Source organism: Fodinibius saliphilus, assembly GCF_005869845.1.
Classification (GTDB): domain Bacteria; phylum Bacteroidota; class Rhodothermia; order Balneolales; family Balneolaceae; genus Fodinibius; species Fodinibius saliphilus.
Genome location: NZ_VAWF01000001.1, coordinates 1,845,159 through 1,863,135, shown reverse-complemented (window position 1 = coordinate 1,863,135; position 17,977 = coordinate 1,845,159). Strand labels below are relative to the sequence as shown.

14 protein-coding genes and 1 tRNA gene are annotated in these 17,977 nt (G+C 38.7%); 10 read left to right on the top strand and 5 right to left on the bottom strand.

Features of this window, described 5'->3' with window-relative positions:
* The first annotated feature begins 150 nt into the window (after window positions 1-150).
* A tRNA-Met gene (locus tag FCN14_RS07820) sits at window positions 151-224 on the top strand.
* Between the two features lie 328 nt (window positions 225-552).
* The gene (locus FCN14_RS07815) at window positions 553-2,292 is read left to right on the top strand and encodes a PAS domain-containing sensor histidine kinase (protein ID WP_138430641.1); all 1,740 of its coding nucleotides are present in this window, start codon (window positions 553-555) and stop codon (window positions 2,290-2,292) included.
* A gap of 282 nt (window positions 2,293-2,574) precedes the next feature.
* Here FCN14_RS07815 and FCN14_RS07810 read toward each other — a convergent pair whose 3' ends face one another.
* Window positions 2,575-3,228 carry a response regulator transcription factor gene (locus FCN14_RS07810; protein ID WP_138430640.1) on the bottom strand — a complete coding sequence of 218 codons (654 nt, stop codon included), beginning with the start codon at window positions 3,226-3,228 and terminating at the stop codon, window positions 2,575-2,577.
* 632 nt (window positions 3,229-3,860) lie between these two features.
* Between FCN14_RS07810 and aspS the strand changes: the two genes are divergently transcribed.
* Window positions 3,861-5,657 (top strand): aspartate--tRNA ligase, encoded by a 1,797-nt coding sequence (aspS, locus tag FCN14_RS07805; RefSeq protein WP_138430639.1) that lies wholly within the window; start codon window positions 3,861-3,863, stop codon window positions 5,655-5,657.
* 11 nt (window positions 5,658-5,668) lie between these two features.
* A complete protein-coding gene (locus FCN14_RS07800) occupies window positions 5,669-6,379 on the top strand; it encodes a DUF429 domain-containing protein (RefSeq protein WP_138430638.1) in 711 nt (236 codons plus the stop codon).
* A gap of 35 nt (window positions 6,380-6,414) precedes the next feature.
* Here the strand turns inward: FCN14_RS07800 and sthA are convergent, their stop codons facing one another.
* Entirely contained in the window at window positions 6,415-7,875 is a 1,461-nt protein-coding gene (sthA, locus tag FCN14_RS07795; protein WP_138430637.1) for a Si-specific NAD(P)(+) transhydrogenase, read from the bottom strand.
* Between the two features lie 243 nt (window positions 7,876-8,118).
* Here sthA and FCN14_RS07790 point away from each other — a divergent pair, with 243 nt between their 5' ends.
* From FCN14_RS07790 to hflC, 5 genes are all read left to right on the top strand, one after another.
* Complete coding sequence (locus tag FCN14_RS07790; protein WP_138430636.1) at window positions 8,119-8,727, top strand: superoxide dismutase; 609 nt, start codon at window positions 8,119-8,121, stop codon at window positions 8,725-8,727.
* Window positions 8,728-8,861: 134 nt separating this feature from the next.
* Window positions 8,862-9,317 carry a BrxA/BrxB family bacilliredoxin gene (locus tag FCN14_RS07785; protein ID WP_138430635.1) on the top strand — a complete coding sequence of 152 codons (456 nt, stop codon included), beginning with the start codon at window positions 8,862-8,864 and terminating at the stop codon, window positions 9,315-9,317.
* Window positions 9,318-9,618: 301 nt separating this feature from the next.
* A complete protein-coding gene (locus FCN14_RS07780) occupies window positions 9,619-12,153 on the top strand; it encodes a PP2C family protein-serine/threonine phosphatase (RefSeq protein WP_138430634.1) in 2,535 nt (844 codons plus the stop codon).
* A gap of 75 nt (window positions 12,154-12,228) precedes the next feature.
* Window positions 12,229-13,239, top strand: coding sequence for an FtsH protease activity modulator HflK (gene hflK / locus FCN14_RS07775; RefSeq protein ID WP_138430633.1), 1,011 nt, complete (start codon window positions 12,229-12,231; stop codon window positions 13,237-13,239).
* Between the two features lie 2 nt (window positions 13,240-13,241).
* Window positions 13,242-14,189, top strand: a complete 948-nt coding sequence (hflC, locus tag FCN14_RS07770) for a protease modulator HflC (protein WP_138430632.1) — start codon at window positions 13,242-13,244, stop codon at window positions 14,187-14,189.
* Between the two features lie 56 nt (window positions 14,190-14,245).
* Here the strand turns inward: hflC and FCN14_RS07765 are convergent, their stop codons facing one another.
* Together FCN14_RS07765 and FCN14_RS07760 are read right to left on the bottom strand one after the other, a co-directional pair.
* Window positions 14,246-15,574, bottom strand: a complete 1,329-nt coding sequence (locus tag FCN14_RS07765; protein WP_138430631.1) for an ABC1 kinase family protein — start codon at window positions 15,572-15,574, stop codon at window positions 14,246-14,248.
* A gap of 3 nt (window positions 15,575-15,577) precedes the next feature.
* Entirely contained in the window at window positions 15,578-16,279 is a 702-nt protein-coding gene (locus FCN14_RS07760; RefSeq protein WP_138430630.1) for a TetR/AcrR family transcriptional regulator, read from the bottom strand.
* Between the two features lie 460 nt (window positions 16,280-16,739).
* On the opposite strand from FCN14_RS07760, the gene FCN14_RS07755 reads away from it, so the two are divergent.
* The gene (locus tag FCN14_RS07755) at window positions 16,740-17,186 is read left to right on the top strand and encodes a sterol desaturase family protein (RefSeq protein WP_138430629.1); all 447 of its coding nucleotides are present in this window, start codon (window positions 16,740-16,742) and stop codon (window positions 17,184-17,186) included.
* A 6-nt stretch (window positions 17,187-17,192) separates the two neighbouring features.
* On the opposite strand, the gene FCN14_RS07750 is transcribed toward FCN14_RS07755, so the two are convergent.
* Complete coding sequence (locus tag FCN14_RS07750; RefSeq protein WP_138430628.1) at window positions 17,193-17,759, bottom strand: DinB family protein; 567 nt, start codon at window positions 17,757-17,759, stop codon at window positions 17,193-17,195.
* Window positions 17,760-17,977: the final 218 nt, after the last annotated feature.

Here is a 17,977-nt window from a genome sequence, read left to right as displayed (position 1 = left end):
TTGAAATTAATAAGTTGGAAAATAAGGTGATTTAAAGGAGCCTCAAAAAAAGATGTCTTATTTATATGGGGAAAGATAAAAAAAAGGAAAAAGTACTTAATATTTACTGATTAATGCTTTATATTTGGCAACTCTTGATTTGATCACCATACCGTGGTAGCTCAGTTGGTGAGAGCGTCGGATTCATAACCCGGAGGTCGGCGGTTCGATTCCGCCCCACGGTACTTTTTTCTAGAGTATTTTATAGAAAAAGTGCTTTAGAGCTTTTTTAAAACGGTTCCAATTTATTGAAAGCCTCTCTTTTTATTAGTAAGTAATTAGCCGAAAATACTGCAGGATATTATAGAGGTAGTCAATATTTAGTTTAGTCGCTAATAATTGGTAATATTTATTACAATGAGTGTAGTACGGGTATAAGGTAGGACATTATTTCTCAGTTTGAGGACTGTATTATGTACTCCTCTCTTTTTTAGAGGTTGTAATTAGCTTTCTTTCATATCAAAATTAATATGTTGGTAAGCATTTCTTCGTCGAATTAGTAAAAATCATATTATGATTGGCTTACTGAATAGTATTAGCAATAATAGGAGTCGGATTGCTATTATTTTAGTTTTTGTAGTCTTGGCTTTGTTCATGATGGTGGGCACCTACTATGGAACCAAAACACTTTCATCTGTTCGTGCCTACATCGCAGGTGAAGGTCAGTGGACGAAAGCACAAAAAGAAGCGGTTACTTCATTGCTAGAGTATAGTATTCACAAAGAACCTTCTTATTATCAAAAGTTTCGTGATAAGTTGGAATTGCATCAGGGGTTTGAAAGAGCACGTAAGACATTAATGTCTGATAATCCCAACTTAGAAATTGCATACCAAGGTTTTAAACTGGGCATAGGGCATGATGAGGATATTAGCTTGCTCATCTGGCTTACCCAAAACTTTAAGAGTTCTGAGCAACTCCAAAAAGCGATTAATACCTGGCAAAAAGGGGATGAGCAGATTGCCGAGCTGGAAAAATTAGGAGCGAAGCTGCATGAGGCTATACAAAAGGGGGAGCTTGGAATTCAAAAAAGAAAGAGAATTGCATCAGAAATTTCCTCAATTGATCATAATCTTACTGAATTAGAGGGAAGTTTTTCACATACCATGGGGAGCATGGCAAGTTGGGTTAAATCGTTTATTTTCTGGACAATTATTATTGTAGGGATAACACTTCTAATAATTGGTTATTTGGTAGTCAACTCTTTTTTCAGAGAGATAAATAATTTAAATGAAAAGCTTTCCAGAAGTGAGTCAAAATTTAAAAAGGTATTGCAGCATTCCCGTGATATCGTTTATCAGTTAGATATTAAATCGGGACAGTATGAATACATAAGTCCTTATGTAGAAGAGATGCTGGGATATCCGACTGATGATTTCTTAAATAAAGGCAGGTCATTTGTATTGGGGCACGTCCATCCGGAAGATTTGGAGAAAATGAAACAGGAAATCGAGAGCATGGAAGAGAAAGGTCATTACGACTATTTTGCAGATGAGACGGAGTTTAGAATTAGGACCAATAATGGAAATTATATTTGGGTGAATAATCAGCGGGCATTGGTGAAGGGTAAGAATGGGACTGCCGTGGCTATCGTGGGAAGCGTAAGAGATATATCAGATCGAAAGAAATATGAAGTGGAGATTGAACGGTCTTTAAAAGAGAAACAAACTCTTTTAGAGGAAATTCACCACCGGGTAAAAAATAACCTTGCCGTTATTTCAAGTTTATTAGAATTGCAGAAGCATGAATCTGAAGAGCCGCTGGTTACTGTTTTTGAAGATACCCAGTCGCGGATCAGGTCAATTGCAATGATCCATGAGAAGTTGTATCAGAATGAGACGCTGTCTGCAATCGATATTCAAGAATATATCGAAGATTTTGCCGGAATGATTTCTGATGCTTTTAATTCTGAGCAAAAAAATATAACAATTAAAAATAAGGTTGAGAGTTTTGATCTGGATATAACAAAAGCAGTTCCCTTGGGGCTTATTGTAAATGAGCTGCTAAATAATGCTTTTAAGCACGGTTTTGAGGATGTCAATGATGGGGAGATCGTAGTTGCACTTGAAGAGACAGATGGTACGGTACAGTTTTCAGTAAAAGATAATGGTAAGGGGCTGCCTGAAGGTTTTACAATTGCCGAAAGTAATTCTTTGGGGATGACTCTTGTTAAAACGTTAACTCAACAACTTGAAGGGGAAATCAATATTTCAGAGGATAAGTGGACAAAATTTGAGATCTCTTTCCAAGTTTAAGTTTTACCGTTTTTAGAACGTATTCTCAGTTTTTTTTGATTTGAAAGAAATATTCGAGAGCAAAAAAAATCTAACTTATTTTCAATGCTAGTTATAAGAACGGTGCAGATATAAATATTTAGTGAAAGGCAAAAAATTAGCAGCTATCCTGTCACAGATAGCTGCTAAATATCATCTACAGACGGCTATTACCCCATTTGCACTTACAATGTAATAGCCGAAGCTTTTAGCATCAATAGAGATAGTATGTATTTTAGGGTACGTATTTTTACGTATTGAAAATCAACCTATAGAAACCAGATCGTGTTCAATAGCATAGCGTACAAGTTCAGCAATATTTTTCAGTTCCAATTTTTCCATCAGATTGGCTCTATGGGTATCGACAGTACGGGGACTGATGTATAGTTTTTGGGCGATTTCTTTACTTGTGAAACCGTCTACTATGAATTGTAATATTTCTTGTTCACGATCTGTAATAGAGTGGTTCGTGCGATTCTTTTTACTATTGTTGCTATTTAGAAATGATTTTTTGATAAGCTCAGAGATTGGGTCACTAAAAATTTGTTGTCCCTTCATAACAGCACGAATGCCGTGCAAAAGGTCAGACTTTTCGGTGTTTTTCAAAAGATAGCCGTTTATATCTGCTTCCAGAGCGTCATTGAGCATCTGCTTATCAATATGCATTGAGAGTATAATGATTTTTGTTTCATCATTGAGGCTTCGAATGCTTTTGGCGGTTTCTATACCATTTTTCTTGGGCATACTGATGTCGAGCAGGCATACATCCGGCTTTTCCTTTTGAAAAAGGTTTAGGCATTCTTCTCCACTTGAAGCTTTCCCTACAATGTCAATGTCTTTAGCAGATGATAAATATGTACTGATACCATATCGAACAATCTCATGATCATCAGCAATAAGAACGGAGATAGATGTCATAGATATCCCTCTTTTAGCGATCCAGATCTGCAAAAGTCAATTAAGTCTGGAAGTTTAGAACTAATAATGTAACGAAAGCACAGTAAAGTGGGAAGTGTTTTTTAAGTCAATCTCAAATAAAGCTATATATGGACCAAGTAATGATTTAAAAGTTCATATAACAGTTCGTATCCACTTGCTGTGAATTAACTTTTTTACAGGCTCTGGGTGAAATGTTTTTGAAGGTATTGATGTATAGGAGTCTGAGGTGCAAAGGTGGAAATCAAAATAACTACTACCACGATGAGCCCGGTAACATTAGAATACCATAAGGATTCGAATATTATTACCAAGCAAACTGATGTTTCAAGCTCAAGAAGCATGGGAGGGATAGCCACAAAGGTTGTTCACCTAATATGATTTTTATGATATAAAAATAGGTTGTCGTCGCCTAAAACCAGTAAATAGGTATAATGAACAAGCTGGATATACTAGGTGAGTTTGGTCTTAAAAAGGGAAGATGTAATATTTGAAACAAGAAGAAGCTCAAACATAAATTATCACAATATCAGTAAGCGATTGGTCTTCATAATACTTATTTTCAACATTTCTAAAAACGCATTTTAAATTTATTAGTATTAATAGTAGCTCATATGACCTGGAAACGAAGTCATCATTGTTCTGAACTTACAACTGAAAATACAGGCGAAGAAGTCATACTCAATGGATGGGTAGCCACTCGGCGCGATCTGGGTGGGGTGATTTTCATTGATCTCCGAGATCGAAATGGAATCACGCAGATTGTTTTTTATGAAACAGATGAAAACCTGCATCAAAAAGCCGAACAGCTTCGAAGCGAGTACGTAATTGGTATTAAAGGTGTTGTTGAGAAACGAGGTGAAGAGAATATTAATGAGGAACTTACTACCGGCGGTGTGGAGATTCGTGTGACGGATCTTAAGATTTACTCAGAGGCAGAAACAACACCTTTTGAAATAAAAGAAGATATTGCTACAAATGAGGAGACTCGTCTTAAATATCGGTATCTAGATCTACGACGTCCTGATATTCAAGAAAATATGAAGTTACGGTCTGATTTTTATCAGTCTACTCGGGCGTACTTTCATAACAATGAATTCTTAGAGGTTGAAACGCCTGTACTTATGAAGAGTACCCCTGAAGGAGCTCGCGATTACTTGGTCCCCAGTAGGGTGAATCCAGGTAGGTTTTTTGCACTACCCCAGAGTCCGCAGACCTACAAACAGTTGCTAATGGTTTCAGGTTTTGATCGTTATTTTCAGATTGTAAAGTGCTTTAGGGACGAAGATCTGCGCGCAGATCGTCAACCTGAGTTTACACAAATCGATGTTGAGATGTCGTTTGTGGATGAGGATGACGTCATGGAGATGACGGAAGGGCTGATGAAAAAGTTACTGAAAGATACGATTGATGAAGAGGTGTCTGCCCCTTTTAGTCGCATGACCTATAAAGAGGCAATTGAAACCTATGGTACCGATAAACCGGACACGAGATTTGGGTTAGAATTTGCTGATTTTTCTGAGCTGGTTGAGGATTCTGAGTTTAAGATATTTTCAAGTACTGTCGAAAAAGGTGGTGCGGTACTCGGTATCACGGTTCCCGGACAAGGCGATATGGGACGTGGTGCAATCGATCGCTTAACCGAACGGGTACAGCATGAAACAGGTGCTGCAGGACTCATTTATATTAAGTTAAATGAAGACGACGGAGTAAAGTGCAGTGTAGGTAAGTTTCTTGAAGAAAAAACTGTTGATGCAATGGTCGAGACTGCTGAGGCAGAAATGGGAGATCTCGTATTGATCTTAGCAGGTCCTGCCCCTGAAGTCCACAAGCAATTAGGCCAGCTTCGTTTAATGATGGCCGAAGAGTATAATCTTATTAATGAGGATGCATATGAATTTCTGTGGGTCACTGATTTCCCGCTGGTTGAATACAGCAAAGAGGATCATCGCTATCATGCATTGCACCATCCGTTTACATCACCTCACCCTGACGATTTAGAAACGCTGAATGATAATCCTGATGATGTACGTTCTCGAGCATACGATTTAGTACTTAATGGGTATGAAATTGGTGGAGGTTCAATCCGCATACATGATCGGGAACTACAAACTAAAATGTTTGATTTATTAGGTATTGATAAAGAAGAAGCTGAGAAGAGGTTTGGCTTTTTGCTTGAAGCATTTAAGTATGGCGCACCCCCTCATGGTGGTATTGCATTCGGGGTAGATCGCATTGTTATGATCTTAACGGGCGGAACAAGCCTTCGGGATGTTATCGCTTTTCCCAAAAATCAGAAAGCTCAGAGCTTGATGGATAGTAGCCCTGATTATGTAGATCAAGAACAACTGGATGATTTGCATATTACTCTAAAAGAGTACGCGAAAGAGGAACAGCAAGAACAACACTAAAATTATTTGCGGTGAAAACATTAGGAATTGACGGCTGTCGGGCTGGTTGGATAGCAATAAGTTTGGATGAGGAACATGCAGGCTATTGGCTACTAGAGTCGGACCAGGAACTTAAGGAGTTTTTAGAAAAATTTGATCGCACTTTTATTGATGTGCCCATTGGCCTATCAGCATCTGATTATGTACGAAAGTGTGATGATAAACTCCGGGATGTTTTGGGCCCTGATTACCAGGCCAGTGTTTTTAACCCGCCCATACGTCCGGCTTTGCATGCGCCCACTTATGCCGAGGCATCTATGACCAGCTATGAAGAAACGGGAAAGAAAATATCGATTCAGGCCTGGAATATTACGCCGAATATTCGAACGGTAGATCAGTTTCTGCAAAATAGTGAAGATTTAAGAGATAAAGTTTTTGAAAGTCATCCCGAGCTTCTTTTTCGGATCTTAAATGGAGACAATTCTATACTCCAGAAAAAAGCTACAAAGAAGGGACTTCGCCATCGTCTTAAGCTGTTGAAAGATCGCAGCAAGTTTGCAGATGACTTTTTTCGGGATATCAAAGAAGAGTACCGGCGTAACCAAGTTGATGAAGATGATATCGTTGATGCTATGGCATTGGCCTTGTTTGCCCTAAAATCAACTGAGAAGGAGATGAAAACATTGCCTGATAATCCTCCGAAAGATGAAACAGGACTGCCAATGGCAATATATTACGTTTAAGTTAAGCGGCCGTTTTAGTCCGTCATCTTCTTTGATTAGTTATTGTCCTTATTTTCAAGGATGTTTTTATATTTTACGCCGGCTTTATATACCCGGTTTACTCCATTAAATGCTGCAATACGGTAGGCCTCACTTAATGTAGGATAGTTCATGACGTGATTTATGAAGTATCGGATATCCCCATCGTTTGCCATAACCGATTGGCCCAAGTGAATAAGGTTTGCGGCCTCATCACCAAAAATATGAACTCCCAGCAGCTTGAAATTATTGCTGTTAAAAACAAGTTTGAGAATCCCATCGGTATGGTTTGTCATATCAGCTTTGGCAATGTTTTTAAAATAGGCGCGACCCACTGATACATTAATATCCATCTCTTTTGCCTGCTCTTCGGTAAGGCCAATATTTGAGATTTCAGGAATTGCATAGATACCGTATGGAATTTGGTCAGGCACTTTAAGAGCTGGAATCCCAAACATATTACATGCGGCAAGGCGCCCCTGTGAGAAGGAAGCAGAGGCAAGACGAGGAAAGCCTATCACATCACCAGCAGCATAAATACTATCAACATTGGTTTTAAACGAATCATCAGTGGTGATGAAATCATTGTTATCGGTTTCTACTTGTACCGCTTCCAGGTTAAGCCCGTTAGTGTTAGGTTGCCTTCCACCGAGAAAAAGCACGTGTTCGGTTTCAATGACCTGCAATCGCTGATCGCCGGATTTTTTATTGAATTTTACTTCAGTATGGTTTCGCAGTGAGTTAAATGCTACCTCTTGTATAGCAACATCATTTTTAATATTGATTCCTTTCTCATCAAAATGATGTTCAATATGTTCTTTTATTTCATGATCCAGAAAAGTGAGATATTCTTCGCGGTCGTTAAGTATTGTTACACGAGTACCCAAGGCAGCAAAAGTAGTTGCATATTCAATTGCATTAACCCCTGAACCTATAACCGTTAGTCGTCGCGGTATATGTGTTAGTTCGAGAATTGATCTGTAATCTAGAACTTTCTTGTGGTCAATCTCAAACTCCTTGGGTTCTACCGGATTACTGCCAGTGCAAACTAGGATATAATCGGCAGTATATTTTTCGGTAGATCCAAAATGGGTTTCTACTTCTACAGTGTGTTCATCTACAAGTCTCCCTGATCCTCTTGCTACATCAATTTTGTTCTTGATTAGGTCGTTTTTGACCTTGCGGTTTTCCTTTTCCAGAATCTCCTGTTTGTATTGCAGCAGGTCTGCCATGCGGAAGCGTTCATAAGGCTTCTTATTCTCGTGATCTCCAAATTGATTGTTAAATTCCAGAATTGTTTTAGCTGCTTCACGAAGAGCTTTGCTAGGCACGGTGCCAGTATTAATCCAGGTTCCCCCGAGATATTCTTTATGTGCTTCAACCACCAGGGCTTTTTTATCAAACTTTGAACTTTGCATAGCACATGAAAAGCCGGCTGGGCCGGATCCAATAATAATAACGTCGTAATCTTGGCTCATATTAGAATATAAAAGCTAACAGCGATATTTTAGTTAAGTCCCTAAAATAGGATAAAATCATCATGATTTCTGCTTTTTTCGAGGGATTATTTCTCGAAAAACTAATGGAACGATAAGATATAGTTTTTTGATTGGGAGTATGAATCTTAGATGCTAAATTTAAGGCATTGCAGCGTAATGAGTTAACATTATTCATTATTATATTATTAACAACTATTTGAAATTTAAAACTAAAAAATAACTATGGCTTACGAATTACCTGACCTACCGTACGATTACGATGCATTGGCACCGCATATTGATGAACAAACCATGAGAATTCATCATGGTAAACACCACCAAGGATATACAAATAAGGTAAATGCTGCTCTTGAAGGGCATGAATTTGCTGAATTGCCTATTGAAGAAGTCTTACAGCGTATTACTGAAGTACCTGAAAATATTCGTCAGGCAGTAATCAACAATGGCGGTGGTTATGCGAACCACAAATTATTTTGGACTATTCTTTCTCCTAATGGTGGCGGTGAACCAACCGGTGATATTGCAGGAGCAATTAATGAAGAGTTCGGTGATTTTGCTTCATTCAAAGAAGCGTTTAATAATGCCGCAACAGGACAGTTTGGTTCTGGATGGGGTTGGTTGTGCGTTAAGAAGGATAGCAGCTTAGAAGTGCTTTCTACTGCGAACCAAAATAGCCCGTATATGAATGGCTTAACACCAATCCTCGGTGTTGATGTTTGGGAACACGCCTATTATCTAAATTATCAGAACGAGCGTGGAACTTATGTTAATAACTTCTGGAACTTGGTCAACTGGGATCAAGTGAATGAATATTATAATGATGCTCGATAATATTAAGAGCATATTTTAGCGAAAAGTGGAAAAGCACTTCATGTTCTCATGGAGTGCTTTTTCTTCTTCAATACTTCATATTAGAATGTTATATTTGTTTTTTGAATACTAAGCAGAAATAAATACGATTACTTATGCAATTTGGACTAGGAGCAGGCCCCGATGTCTCATGGATGCGAGAAGAGTTAACAGAACTTGGAATTGAAGAATTGGAGACGGTTGAAGATGTAGATCGTGCTATGAAAGAATATAATGAAGGCACGATGCTAATGGTAATTAATTCGGTTTGTGGATGTGCTGCTGGAAATGCACGCCCGGGAGTAAAGATCGCACTTAATGAATCGGAGGTGCAGCCTGATCATATGGTTACTGTGTTTGCAGGTCAAGATAAAGAAGCAACAGCACGCGCACGTGAATACTTTAGTGAGTATCCTCCATCGTCTCCGGCTTTCGCATATTTTAAAGATGGAGAAATAAAAGCAATGATACCCCGTCACCGTATCGAAGGTCGCACAAAAGTGGAGATTGCTGATGACCTAAAGATGGTGTTCGAAGCGTTTGACGGAGAGACGGAAGAAGCAGAGAGTTAATTACCAACCGTTCTTTTCTGATAAATAATTTTAGAGCCGATGGGCAGCTTGTCCATCGGCTTTTTTTATGATCTTAGTAAAGAACTTTCTGTATTTAGTATGTATTGGCAATCTCAGATAAAGTACAGATTTGAATTAGAAAATTGCAATACAGATAACAAATAAGCTTAAAAAAACGTAAGGTTTTCCTATACAAGATGTATATTTGAGTGTGATTTAATTAGGCGATACTCATAAATGAATGGGATGTTTTACAATAAATCTCAGTTGGTAGTAAATACTGATAATTAATACTGAATTGATGGGGCAGCGATTAACATACTGGGTTTTTCTTGGAGTGATGGGTTTTGCAGCTTTTTTCTTGTTGCACTCTTCTATTTCATTTAATGCCAATGCTCCTGTTGATCACAGTAAGTTGGCTATTGAGGGTAAAACGCAGCAGTTGGCAACTCAGTTGGGATTTTCTGTTGATAGTCTTGCCATGATGGCTACACGCACTCAACATTTGAATTACTATAAAATACTTCAAGATTCTACTGAGAACAATCTGTCGTCAGCGGGGGTGTTAAATAAAAAGGGGGTTAACCTTACTGGGTGGCTTGTACAAATTGGTGTTGAACAAAGTCCGGGTGACAGAGTCGTTTATGATAAGACCAGCTTTATGTCTGAGTTGGGCCAGTTAGATATTAGATATGACCAGCAAGGCAAAGTACGACGCATATCTTCGTATCCACAAAATCTTAATCCCACCTTTGTAGCAGGAGACTCTTTATTTGCCATAGCTGATCGTATTGTACGTAATATATTTGGCTATGATTTAGATCGGTACGCACTAAAATATGTAGATGTTCAAGATACGTTGATGAGTTCAGAGCCCGGCCCCAAAACTCAGCCTCTTAATATGTCTAACAGTAGTGTGGGCAATAATATGGTCTTTAGCTGGACTAAAAAGCAGATAGGTACGCCCGGGCCTGAGAATATTTCTTTGGAAGTGACACCAATGATCAGGGAGTCTAATGTTTCTAATATTGCTAATATCCGGTATGGGGTTGCGATAGATAATTTTGAGGCATTGGAAAAGTATGAGCCTGAGCAACTAGGCTCATTTCAAACAATTAGCAATTTTGATCTTACGGTCACTTTTTTGTCTAGTGGGATTTTAGCCTTCCTGATCTTCTTTTTAGGTATTAAGTATATTAACAAAGGACAGGTAGAATGGCGTCGGGCAATAGTTATTATGGTGAGTGTAACAATTGCAGTTATGCTATGGCGTGTTTTGTATATGTTCAATACCATAGACGTATTTTTGCATGCTACAAGTGAGGCGGTGTACCTGCTTAATAATTTATTATTTGCAGCTGTAATGGGGTTGTATGCAGCAATGGCATACATCGGTTGGGAAGTACTGGCACGATCAAAAGATCAAGTACAGCTTCAATTAGTAGATGCTTTTTGGCAAAAACAGTTTTTTTTCCGGGAAACTGGCGAAGGGCTATTACGAGGGTATGCTGTTACAGGAGTAATGCTGGGAATTTTTGCTGCGGGGGTATATGTATTTGGTACGCAATATTTTCAGGCTGACAGTCAATTTGGTTTTGCAGAGGCGAGCATGCAGCCCAAGTTATTAACTATAAATATATCTATATGGGTTAATGTGGTACTTGTGTCATTGGGTCATGTTGGGGTTGTCACAGGTTTTTTATCCTCAAAAGTTGAAAGTAAATGGCTCTATTATGGGCTCGGTATGGTTTTGCTGGGCTTCCTCTTTGCAGGATCTGCTATACTCATTGGTATCGTTGGACCGGGATGGTATGATGTTATTATTTTTACATTAATTGGAGCCGTTGTTTTATATGTGATAGAGAAGGCTGGCTTGGTGTCATTTGCCACAGGGTGGTGGGGCTTTGTTGCTATCATTATGATTATGCCGTATTGGGGATCTTCAAGTTTAGATGTCGCTTATATATCATGGACACAGTTTGCGATTCTAGGCTTACCTCTTATTTATGGACTTATTGCATTTAAGTATGGCAATTCTATTCACGAATTGAGTGGATATATTCCTGCTTATCAACAGCGTATGGCGAATCATTTAAGGGTAGAAAAAGAGATAGAAATTGCACGGGAAAGCCAATTTAAGTTAATGCCGTTGAAGCCTCCATCTCTGGATGGTGTTGATGTTTACGGATTCTTTATGCCTTCATTTGAAGTGGGAGGAGACTACTTCGATTACATTGTTGGGCATAACAGTTCAGAAAATAGCAAAGTGCTTAATATGACTATCGTAGATGTCTCAGGGAAGGCAATGAAGGCGGCGATGCATGCGGTATTCACCAGTGGATTGTTACTATCACGGCTTCATCGCGACCGGCCCGAGGAAATCCTTCGCGAAATTACTCCAACACTGCACAGCCGTACCGATCCTCAGACCTTTATTACCTGCATTATTGCACAATTTCATTTAAAAAGCAGAAAATTAATGTTGGCAAATGCAGGTCACTGTTTGCCAATTCTAAAGCGCAACGGGAAGGCCGAATTCGTTAGTACGCCAGCTCCTAAATATCCGCTGGGCATACAGGATACGGTTGATTATCAAGCCCGGGAAATGCAGATGCAAGAAAATGACTTTTTATTACTTTACTCCGATGGATTACCAGAGGCAGTGAATTCGGAAGGAGAGCGTTTTGGTTTTGAAAACCTAATGTCACTGGTTGAATCCTTGGATACAGAAAACCGTCCAAGTAATGAAATATCAATGGATATTAAACGGCGGGTTCAAAAATTTAGCGACTATCAATTGGCAGATGATACCACTATCATATGTCTTAAAATTTAAAATGCAGTTTCTTAACATTGTTGGTTTATTTTTTATTTTCATCTCTATTCTCTCTAATCTGAAAACATAGTACTAATGGCTCAAGATAATTTTTCTGGCATGGATATGCCGCCACAGCTCAAAAGTTTGAGCAAAAACATCCGGTTTATTATTCTGGGTGTTTTAGTTTTTATCGTGATTTTTGCCTCCTTTTTTACGGTTAATCCTGAAGAAGTAGGCATTGTAACACGATTTGGTGAATTTACACGTACAGCACAGCCTGGTTTGAATTTTAAAGCGCCTTTTATTGAAGAAGTTCGCTATGTGCCTGTTGAACGTCAGCTAAAGCATGAGTTTGGTTATCGAACGACGAGTGCAAACGTTCGATCAAGCTATCAGAAAGCTGGATATACGGATGAATCACTTATGCTTACCGGTGACCTTAATCTTGCTGACGTAGAATGGGTTGTACAGTACCGGGTTTCAGATCCGTATAATTTCTTATTTAAAATTCGAAATCCGGAACAAACACTGCGCGATATCTCTGAGTCGGCAATGCGTCAAATTGTTGGAGACCGTACAGTGAATGAGGTGCTAACAGTAGGACGTGCCGAGGTTACTTTAGAAGCACAACAGTTGATTCAAGAGATCTGTGATGAGTATGAGGCAGGATTGCAAATTGAACAAATTGTACTTCAGGATATTAATCCGCCGGATCCGGTGAAACCATCTTTTAATGCTGTAAACGAAGCACAGCAACAAAAAGAGACGCTGATCAATCAGGCGAAATCGGAGTATAACAAAGTGATTCCCAAAGCAAGGGGACAGGCCCAGGAAACAATCCAAAAAGCTGAAGGTTATTCTATTGACAGAATAAACCGGGCAGAGGGTGAGGCTTCACGTTTTAATCAACTCTATCGTGAATATGTTAAAGCCCCAGAAGTTACCAAGCGCCGAATTTATTTGGAGACGCTCGAAGATATTATCCCGAAGATGGGTAATAAGATCGTGACGGACCAAAATGGCAACAGCGTACTGCCACTGTTACAAATGCAGATGGATGGCGTAAAGGCGAATAATTCAAATACAAACGCACAGGGTAACTAACTATGAAGAATTGGAAAAGTATTACATTATTTATTGTTCTTGGCCTACTTGTTCTCATTGGACTTGATGGTTTCTATATCGTTGATGAGACTGAGCAGGTTGTCATAACACAGTTCGGTGATCCCGTGGGCGAAACGATTACCGAACCGGGAATGAAGATGAAAATTCCTTTTGTACAAACAGCTAACTTCTTTGATAAACGTTACCTAGAGTGGGATGGTGATCGAAACCAAGTGCCGACCAAAGACAAAAAGTTTATTTTTGTTGATACATATGCTCGATGGCAGATTACCGATCCCCTGCAGTTCTTCAAACGATTACGGGATGAGCGTGGAGCGCAATCTCGCCTCGATGACATCCTGGATGGGGAAACACGTAATGCCATTGCTTCTCATGATTTGGTAGAAGTCGTACGATCGACCAATCGTGATCCTGAAACAGGAGCTACAATAACAGAGATTGTGGAAGACTCACTGGCAGACATCGTGGTAGGACGAGATTCCATTCAGACAGCTATTCAGCAGCTGGCAAATAAACGTGCTTCCGATTTAGGTCTGGAAGTTCTGGACTTCCGATTCAAACGCATTAATTACGTTGAGGAGGTCCGAAAAACAGTATACGATCGTATGATCAGTGAACGGAATCGTATCGCGGATAAATTTCGATCTGAAGGACAGGGAGAAGCTGCCCGCATCAACGGTGAAAAAGAACGTGAGCTGAAATCAATTCAGTCAGAGGCATTTCGTGAGGCAGAAGAGATACGGGGAAAAGCGGATGCGGAAGCAACTGCAATTTATGCAGAAGCGTATGATCAATCCCGGGCGGCGCGCGAACTGTACAACTTTACTCGAACTATGGAATCATATGGGAAGGTCTTTGATGAGCAAACGTCAATTATTCTTTCTACAGAAAGCGAGTTCTATGAGTATCTAAATAGTATTCAAGACTGATCTGGAAACGAACTAGCATTGAGCCCGCACGTTGATGAAAACGTTGCGGGCTTTTTTTATGCCGCTTCTTGCTCCATCACATCAATCATGGTATGGGTTAATTTTTTGCTCCGTTCTGTATCTATTTGCGCCTGTAATTTCATTAAGATGTTATAAAGTCCCATATGTACCTTGGTGCTGTAGATAAAGTTCTTGTCACCTCGCGGTTCGTTTTTAATAGGCAGCTCTTTGGCAAATCGTGTTAAATTTTCTTTGAATTCGCGATCACCAAAATCAAATTCATTTCCCATGTACGGTTGGGCAAAGATATCTCCATAGGCCTTACAGAACTGGAAAAATTCCTCTTCCTTTGCTGGATTTTTAGGGTTTTCTTTGATGATATCCAACTGCTTATAGAGTTTGCGAATCTTTTGCTCATCTTGTTCCAAGTGTGTGGGCAAAAGTTTCATGTAGTTGTGCGTAAACTCTTCTGAGAACTTTTTGACACAGCCAAAGTCGATGACCCCAAGTTTGTTATCTTCCCGAAAGAAAAAATTGCCCGGATGTGTGTCGGCATGAATAAAATCTCGTTGTTCCACTTGATCATGGAAAAAATCCCAGAGCAATTGTCCAAAGTGGTTTTTCTTTTCTTGGCTGGGATTGTCAGCTAAAAACTCTTTTAGGTGATGCCCCTCAATAAAAGACATGGTTAATACTTTTTCCGTGGATAACTCCTTAATATATTCAGGAGTAATGACCGCTCCCTCCGAAAATCGGTTATGGAAATATTCCAGGTATTCGGCCTCTTGATGGTAATCTGTTTCTTCCATCAGTGTCTCTTCAATTTCTTCAAAATACTCATCAAAAGAACCATTTCCACTAATAACCCTGTTCACTAACGTTTTGGCCATCGCCATATCAGAATGAATGGTATTCTTCACATTTGGATATTGGATTTTTACTGCTACCTTTTGTCCATTTTTTAGTCGTGCTTCATGCACTTGTCCAATAGAAGCGGCTGCAAAAGCTTCAGGGTTAAATTCAGCAAAAAGTTTTTCAGGATAATCACCGAGTTCTTTTCGAATAATAGAGCGTGCAAGGGCTTTATTAATAGGCGGGACACTGTATTGGGATTCGCTCATTACTTCAGCAAACTCTTCAGGGAGCATACCATCGTCCATACTCAATGATTGAGCTATCTTAAGTGCTGTACCGCGAAGCTTGGTGAATTCATTAAATACGTGCCGTGCATTTTTAGTATGGAACTCTTTGCCTTCTTCTTCGGATTCTTTTTTACCAACTGATTTTTTGAGGTATCGTTTAGCATAGTTGGTACCTACCTTAAGCCCGGTTTTAGCAAAAATTTTACCGCGCTCAAGCTTTGATGATGGAAAATCGTTGCTCATAGTTTATTTGATTTCAATTTTAGAACAAACTTGTTTTACAACAGGAATATTTTTGAAAAATTCTTTCCGATTGGCATTTATGAATTTTAGTAGATCAAAGCTTTTGTCAAGAACGGGATTGTAGAGCATTTCTTCGAGAACCCCGGTGAGCTTATCTGTTAACTCCATTGTTAATTCTTTATCGTCACTTGTGTCATTCAACCAAAACCGGATCAGCTCAAGGTATTGGCGTCTTAAAAAAGAGTAAGCATAAGAATTGAGGGCCAGGGTAGAGGTTATAGATATTTGATCATCATTTTCAAGAAACTGCTTGGTTAATCGTTCTACCTCTTTTTCATAATCCGTTTTAGAATAACTATGGATGATATATTCTTTGAATGTATCTTCAACAAATGCTTCTTTTTCGCTTAGTAGATCAAAATTAGTGAAGATAAAGTTTGAAAGCTTTTCTTTAATTGTATACGATTCAAAGCTATCTATCTCACTAATCATCATTTCATAGCGAATGACTAAGGAAGCATAATAGAATTCCAGAATCGACTTTTTATTCGCAAAATAGTTGAAGACTTCAGCGGGAGTGAGATCTGCTGCTTGTGCCACTTCTTTAATTAAAAAGTCGCCATCGCCCTCTATATACAGGTCCGTTGCGACATCAGCTAATTGGAACTTTAATTCAAAAATTTCAGGATCAAAAGTATCATCCATAATGATTGGTAGATAGTGTTATAGAACTGTTTTTCTTATAGCTTCAAGGCTTTGTTTTATCAACTGTTATGTATCTTTAATATTGTAACACCGTGAGTCGATATTTTTTATAATATAACATATCGAGCGGTTAATAACGCTGATGCCCCCTGAAAACATTCCCCATTTTATAAGTTAATTTTCTATAAGGTAGATTGCTGATATCTATTACTGTTTTAGTTTTTCATTTTACTCATAGGCGGCTTTGCAAAACCTAAACGCCCACAGCTTTGAAAAAATATACTCCCGTTAATAGGTAATGAGCCTCTTATATAATCTGAGAGTTAATCACTGAGATTGTCAAAGTACTTAAGTACTATCTAAACGAGGATGCAGAAGTCAATGTTATCATTATTGTTCGACACCTATTAAATATGATTTTAGATAAGGTCGTTATTAAATAATAATAAAAGATATAAGTATGGATATATTGATTTTTACAGGATGGATTTTGTTGGGCTTTGCAGGGATGGAGATCATTTCATACCTGGTCCATCGATTTATTTTTCATGGACTACTTTGGCAGGTTCATCGTTCACATCATGAATCCACACACGGTTTATTTGAGATGAATGATCTTTTTTCTCTCTTCTTCGCAGGTATCTCTTTATACCTCATTTATGTTGGTATTGATTCCCCTCTTACTTCCGTGAATTTTGCGATAGGCAGCGGTATTGCCATTTATGGGGTGCTATACTTTATAATTCACGATCTCTTCGCACACAAGCGCTTTATGCCGTTCAAAAGTGATAGTAAAATTATGCGACTAATAAGATATGCCCATCAGCGCCATCACCAGTCTATCGATAAAAAAGGGCAGGAGCCTTATGGGTTATTCTTATTTCCATATGACAAATATAAAGAATGACGGCTGCTATTGAAGTGTATGCAGTATTTGTTCAGCTTGCCAGAAGTGTCTTCTTTGATGGGCTTCGGCAAGGGCGAACGTTTCTGTCAGTGTCATCTTGATTAATGAAATTAAAGGATGTTTCATCTTTATTCGTCCCAGGTCTGCATGGTGATGACGGCCTTTCTCCAGTTGAGCAATAAATTGATCTTGCAGAGAAATATAATCATTAAGTAAATTCATGCGATTATAGCCGGAAACAGGATCCGGTTTCATTTGAGGTACTGTTTTTAATTTGATCTTGTATGGGGGTTCGAACCATGTTACTAGTTTTCTTACTAGCCAACGGGGCGGAAAAGGACGCTGGATATTCTTAGTTGTCGCCGAAGGGTTCGAGATACTGGCCGCTAAATCATTGAAATATAGGTTCCCATAATTGATTAAATGGCTAAAACATTCTGCAATACACCATGTACCCTTTGAAGGGGGTTGAAAAAGTTGTACTTCATCAACCGACAAGATAAAACTCTCAGCGTCTTTTTTAGTTTTTTCGAATTGTTCAATATACCAAGAATAACTATAGGGCTGTTCCATAAGGAGCAATTTTGATAATCCGTTTAAAAACTAATTTTAAAAAATACAAGATATTCAGGTTAATCAATCGAAAGTATAATGTAATTTGTGACTAAATATTTGGTCTTGGTAGAAGTTCGTAAAACTATACAAAAAAGGGAGTGAAAGAGTTGCAATAACAATATTATTTCTTCTCATTGTGTAAACAAAGTTTTTCTATTGTACAGGTGGTAGGAATC

What these genes read in the sequence shown, in the direction of transcription:
- FCN14_RS07815 (WP_138430641.1), top strand. Translation starts at nt 553, where the DNA reads ATGATTGGCTTACTGAATAGTATTAGCAATAATAGGAGTCGGATTGCT.
- FCN14_RS07810 (WP_138430640.1), bottom strand. Translation starts at nt 3,228, where the DNA reads ATGACATCTATCTCCGTTCTTATTGCTGATGATCATGAGATTGTTCGA.
- aspS (WP_138430639.1), top strand. Translation starts at nt 3,861, where the DNA reads ATGACCTGGAAACGAAGTCATCATTGTTCTGAACTTACAACTGAAAAT.
- sthA (WP_138430637.1), bottom strand. Translation starts at nt 7,875, where the DNA reads ATGAGCCAAGATTACGACGTTATTATTATTGGATCCGGCCCAGCCGGC.
- FCN14_RS07790 (WP_138430636.1), top strand. Translation starts at nt 8,119, where the DNA reads ATGGCTTACGAATTACCTGACCTACCGTACGATTACGATGCATTGGCA.
- FCN14_RS07785 (WP_138430635.1), top strand. Translation starts at nt 8,862, where the DNA reads ATGCAATTTGGACTAGGAGCAGGCCCCGATGTCTCATGGATGCGAGAA.
- FCN14_RS07780 (WP_138430634.1), top strand. Translation starts at nt 9,619, where the DNA reads ATGGGGCAGCGATTAACATACTGGGTTTTTCTTGGAGTGATGGGTTTT.
- hflK (WP_138430633.1), top strand. Translation starts at nt 12,229, where the DNA reads ATGGCTCAAGATAATTTTTCTGGCATGGATATGCCGCCACAGCTCAAA.
- hflC (WP_138430632.1), top strand. Translation starts at nt 13,242, where the DNA reads ATGAAGAATTGGAAAAGTATTACATTATTTATTGTTCTTGGCCTACTT.
- FCN14_RS07765 (WP_138430631.1), bottom strand. Translation starts at nt 15,574, where the DNA reads ATGAGCAACGATTTTCCATCATCAAAGCTTGAGCGCGGTAAAATTTTT.
- FCN14_RS07760 (WP_138430630.1), bottom strand. Translation starts at nt 16,279, where the DNA reads ATGGATGATACTTTTGATCCTGAAATTTTTGAATTAAAGTTCCAATTA.
- FCN14_RS07755 (WP_138430629.1), top strand. Translation starts at nt 16,740, where the DNA reads ATGGATATATTGATTTTTACAGGATGGATTTTGTTGGGCTTTGCAGGG.
- FCN14_RS07750 (WP_138430628.1), bottom strand. Translation starts at nt 17,759, where the DNA reads ATGGAACAGCCCTATAGTTATTCTTGGTATATTGAACAATTCGAAAAA.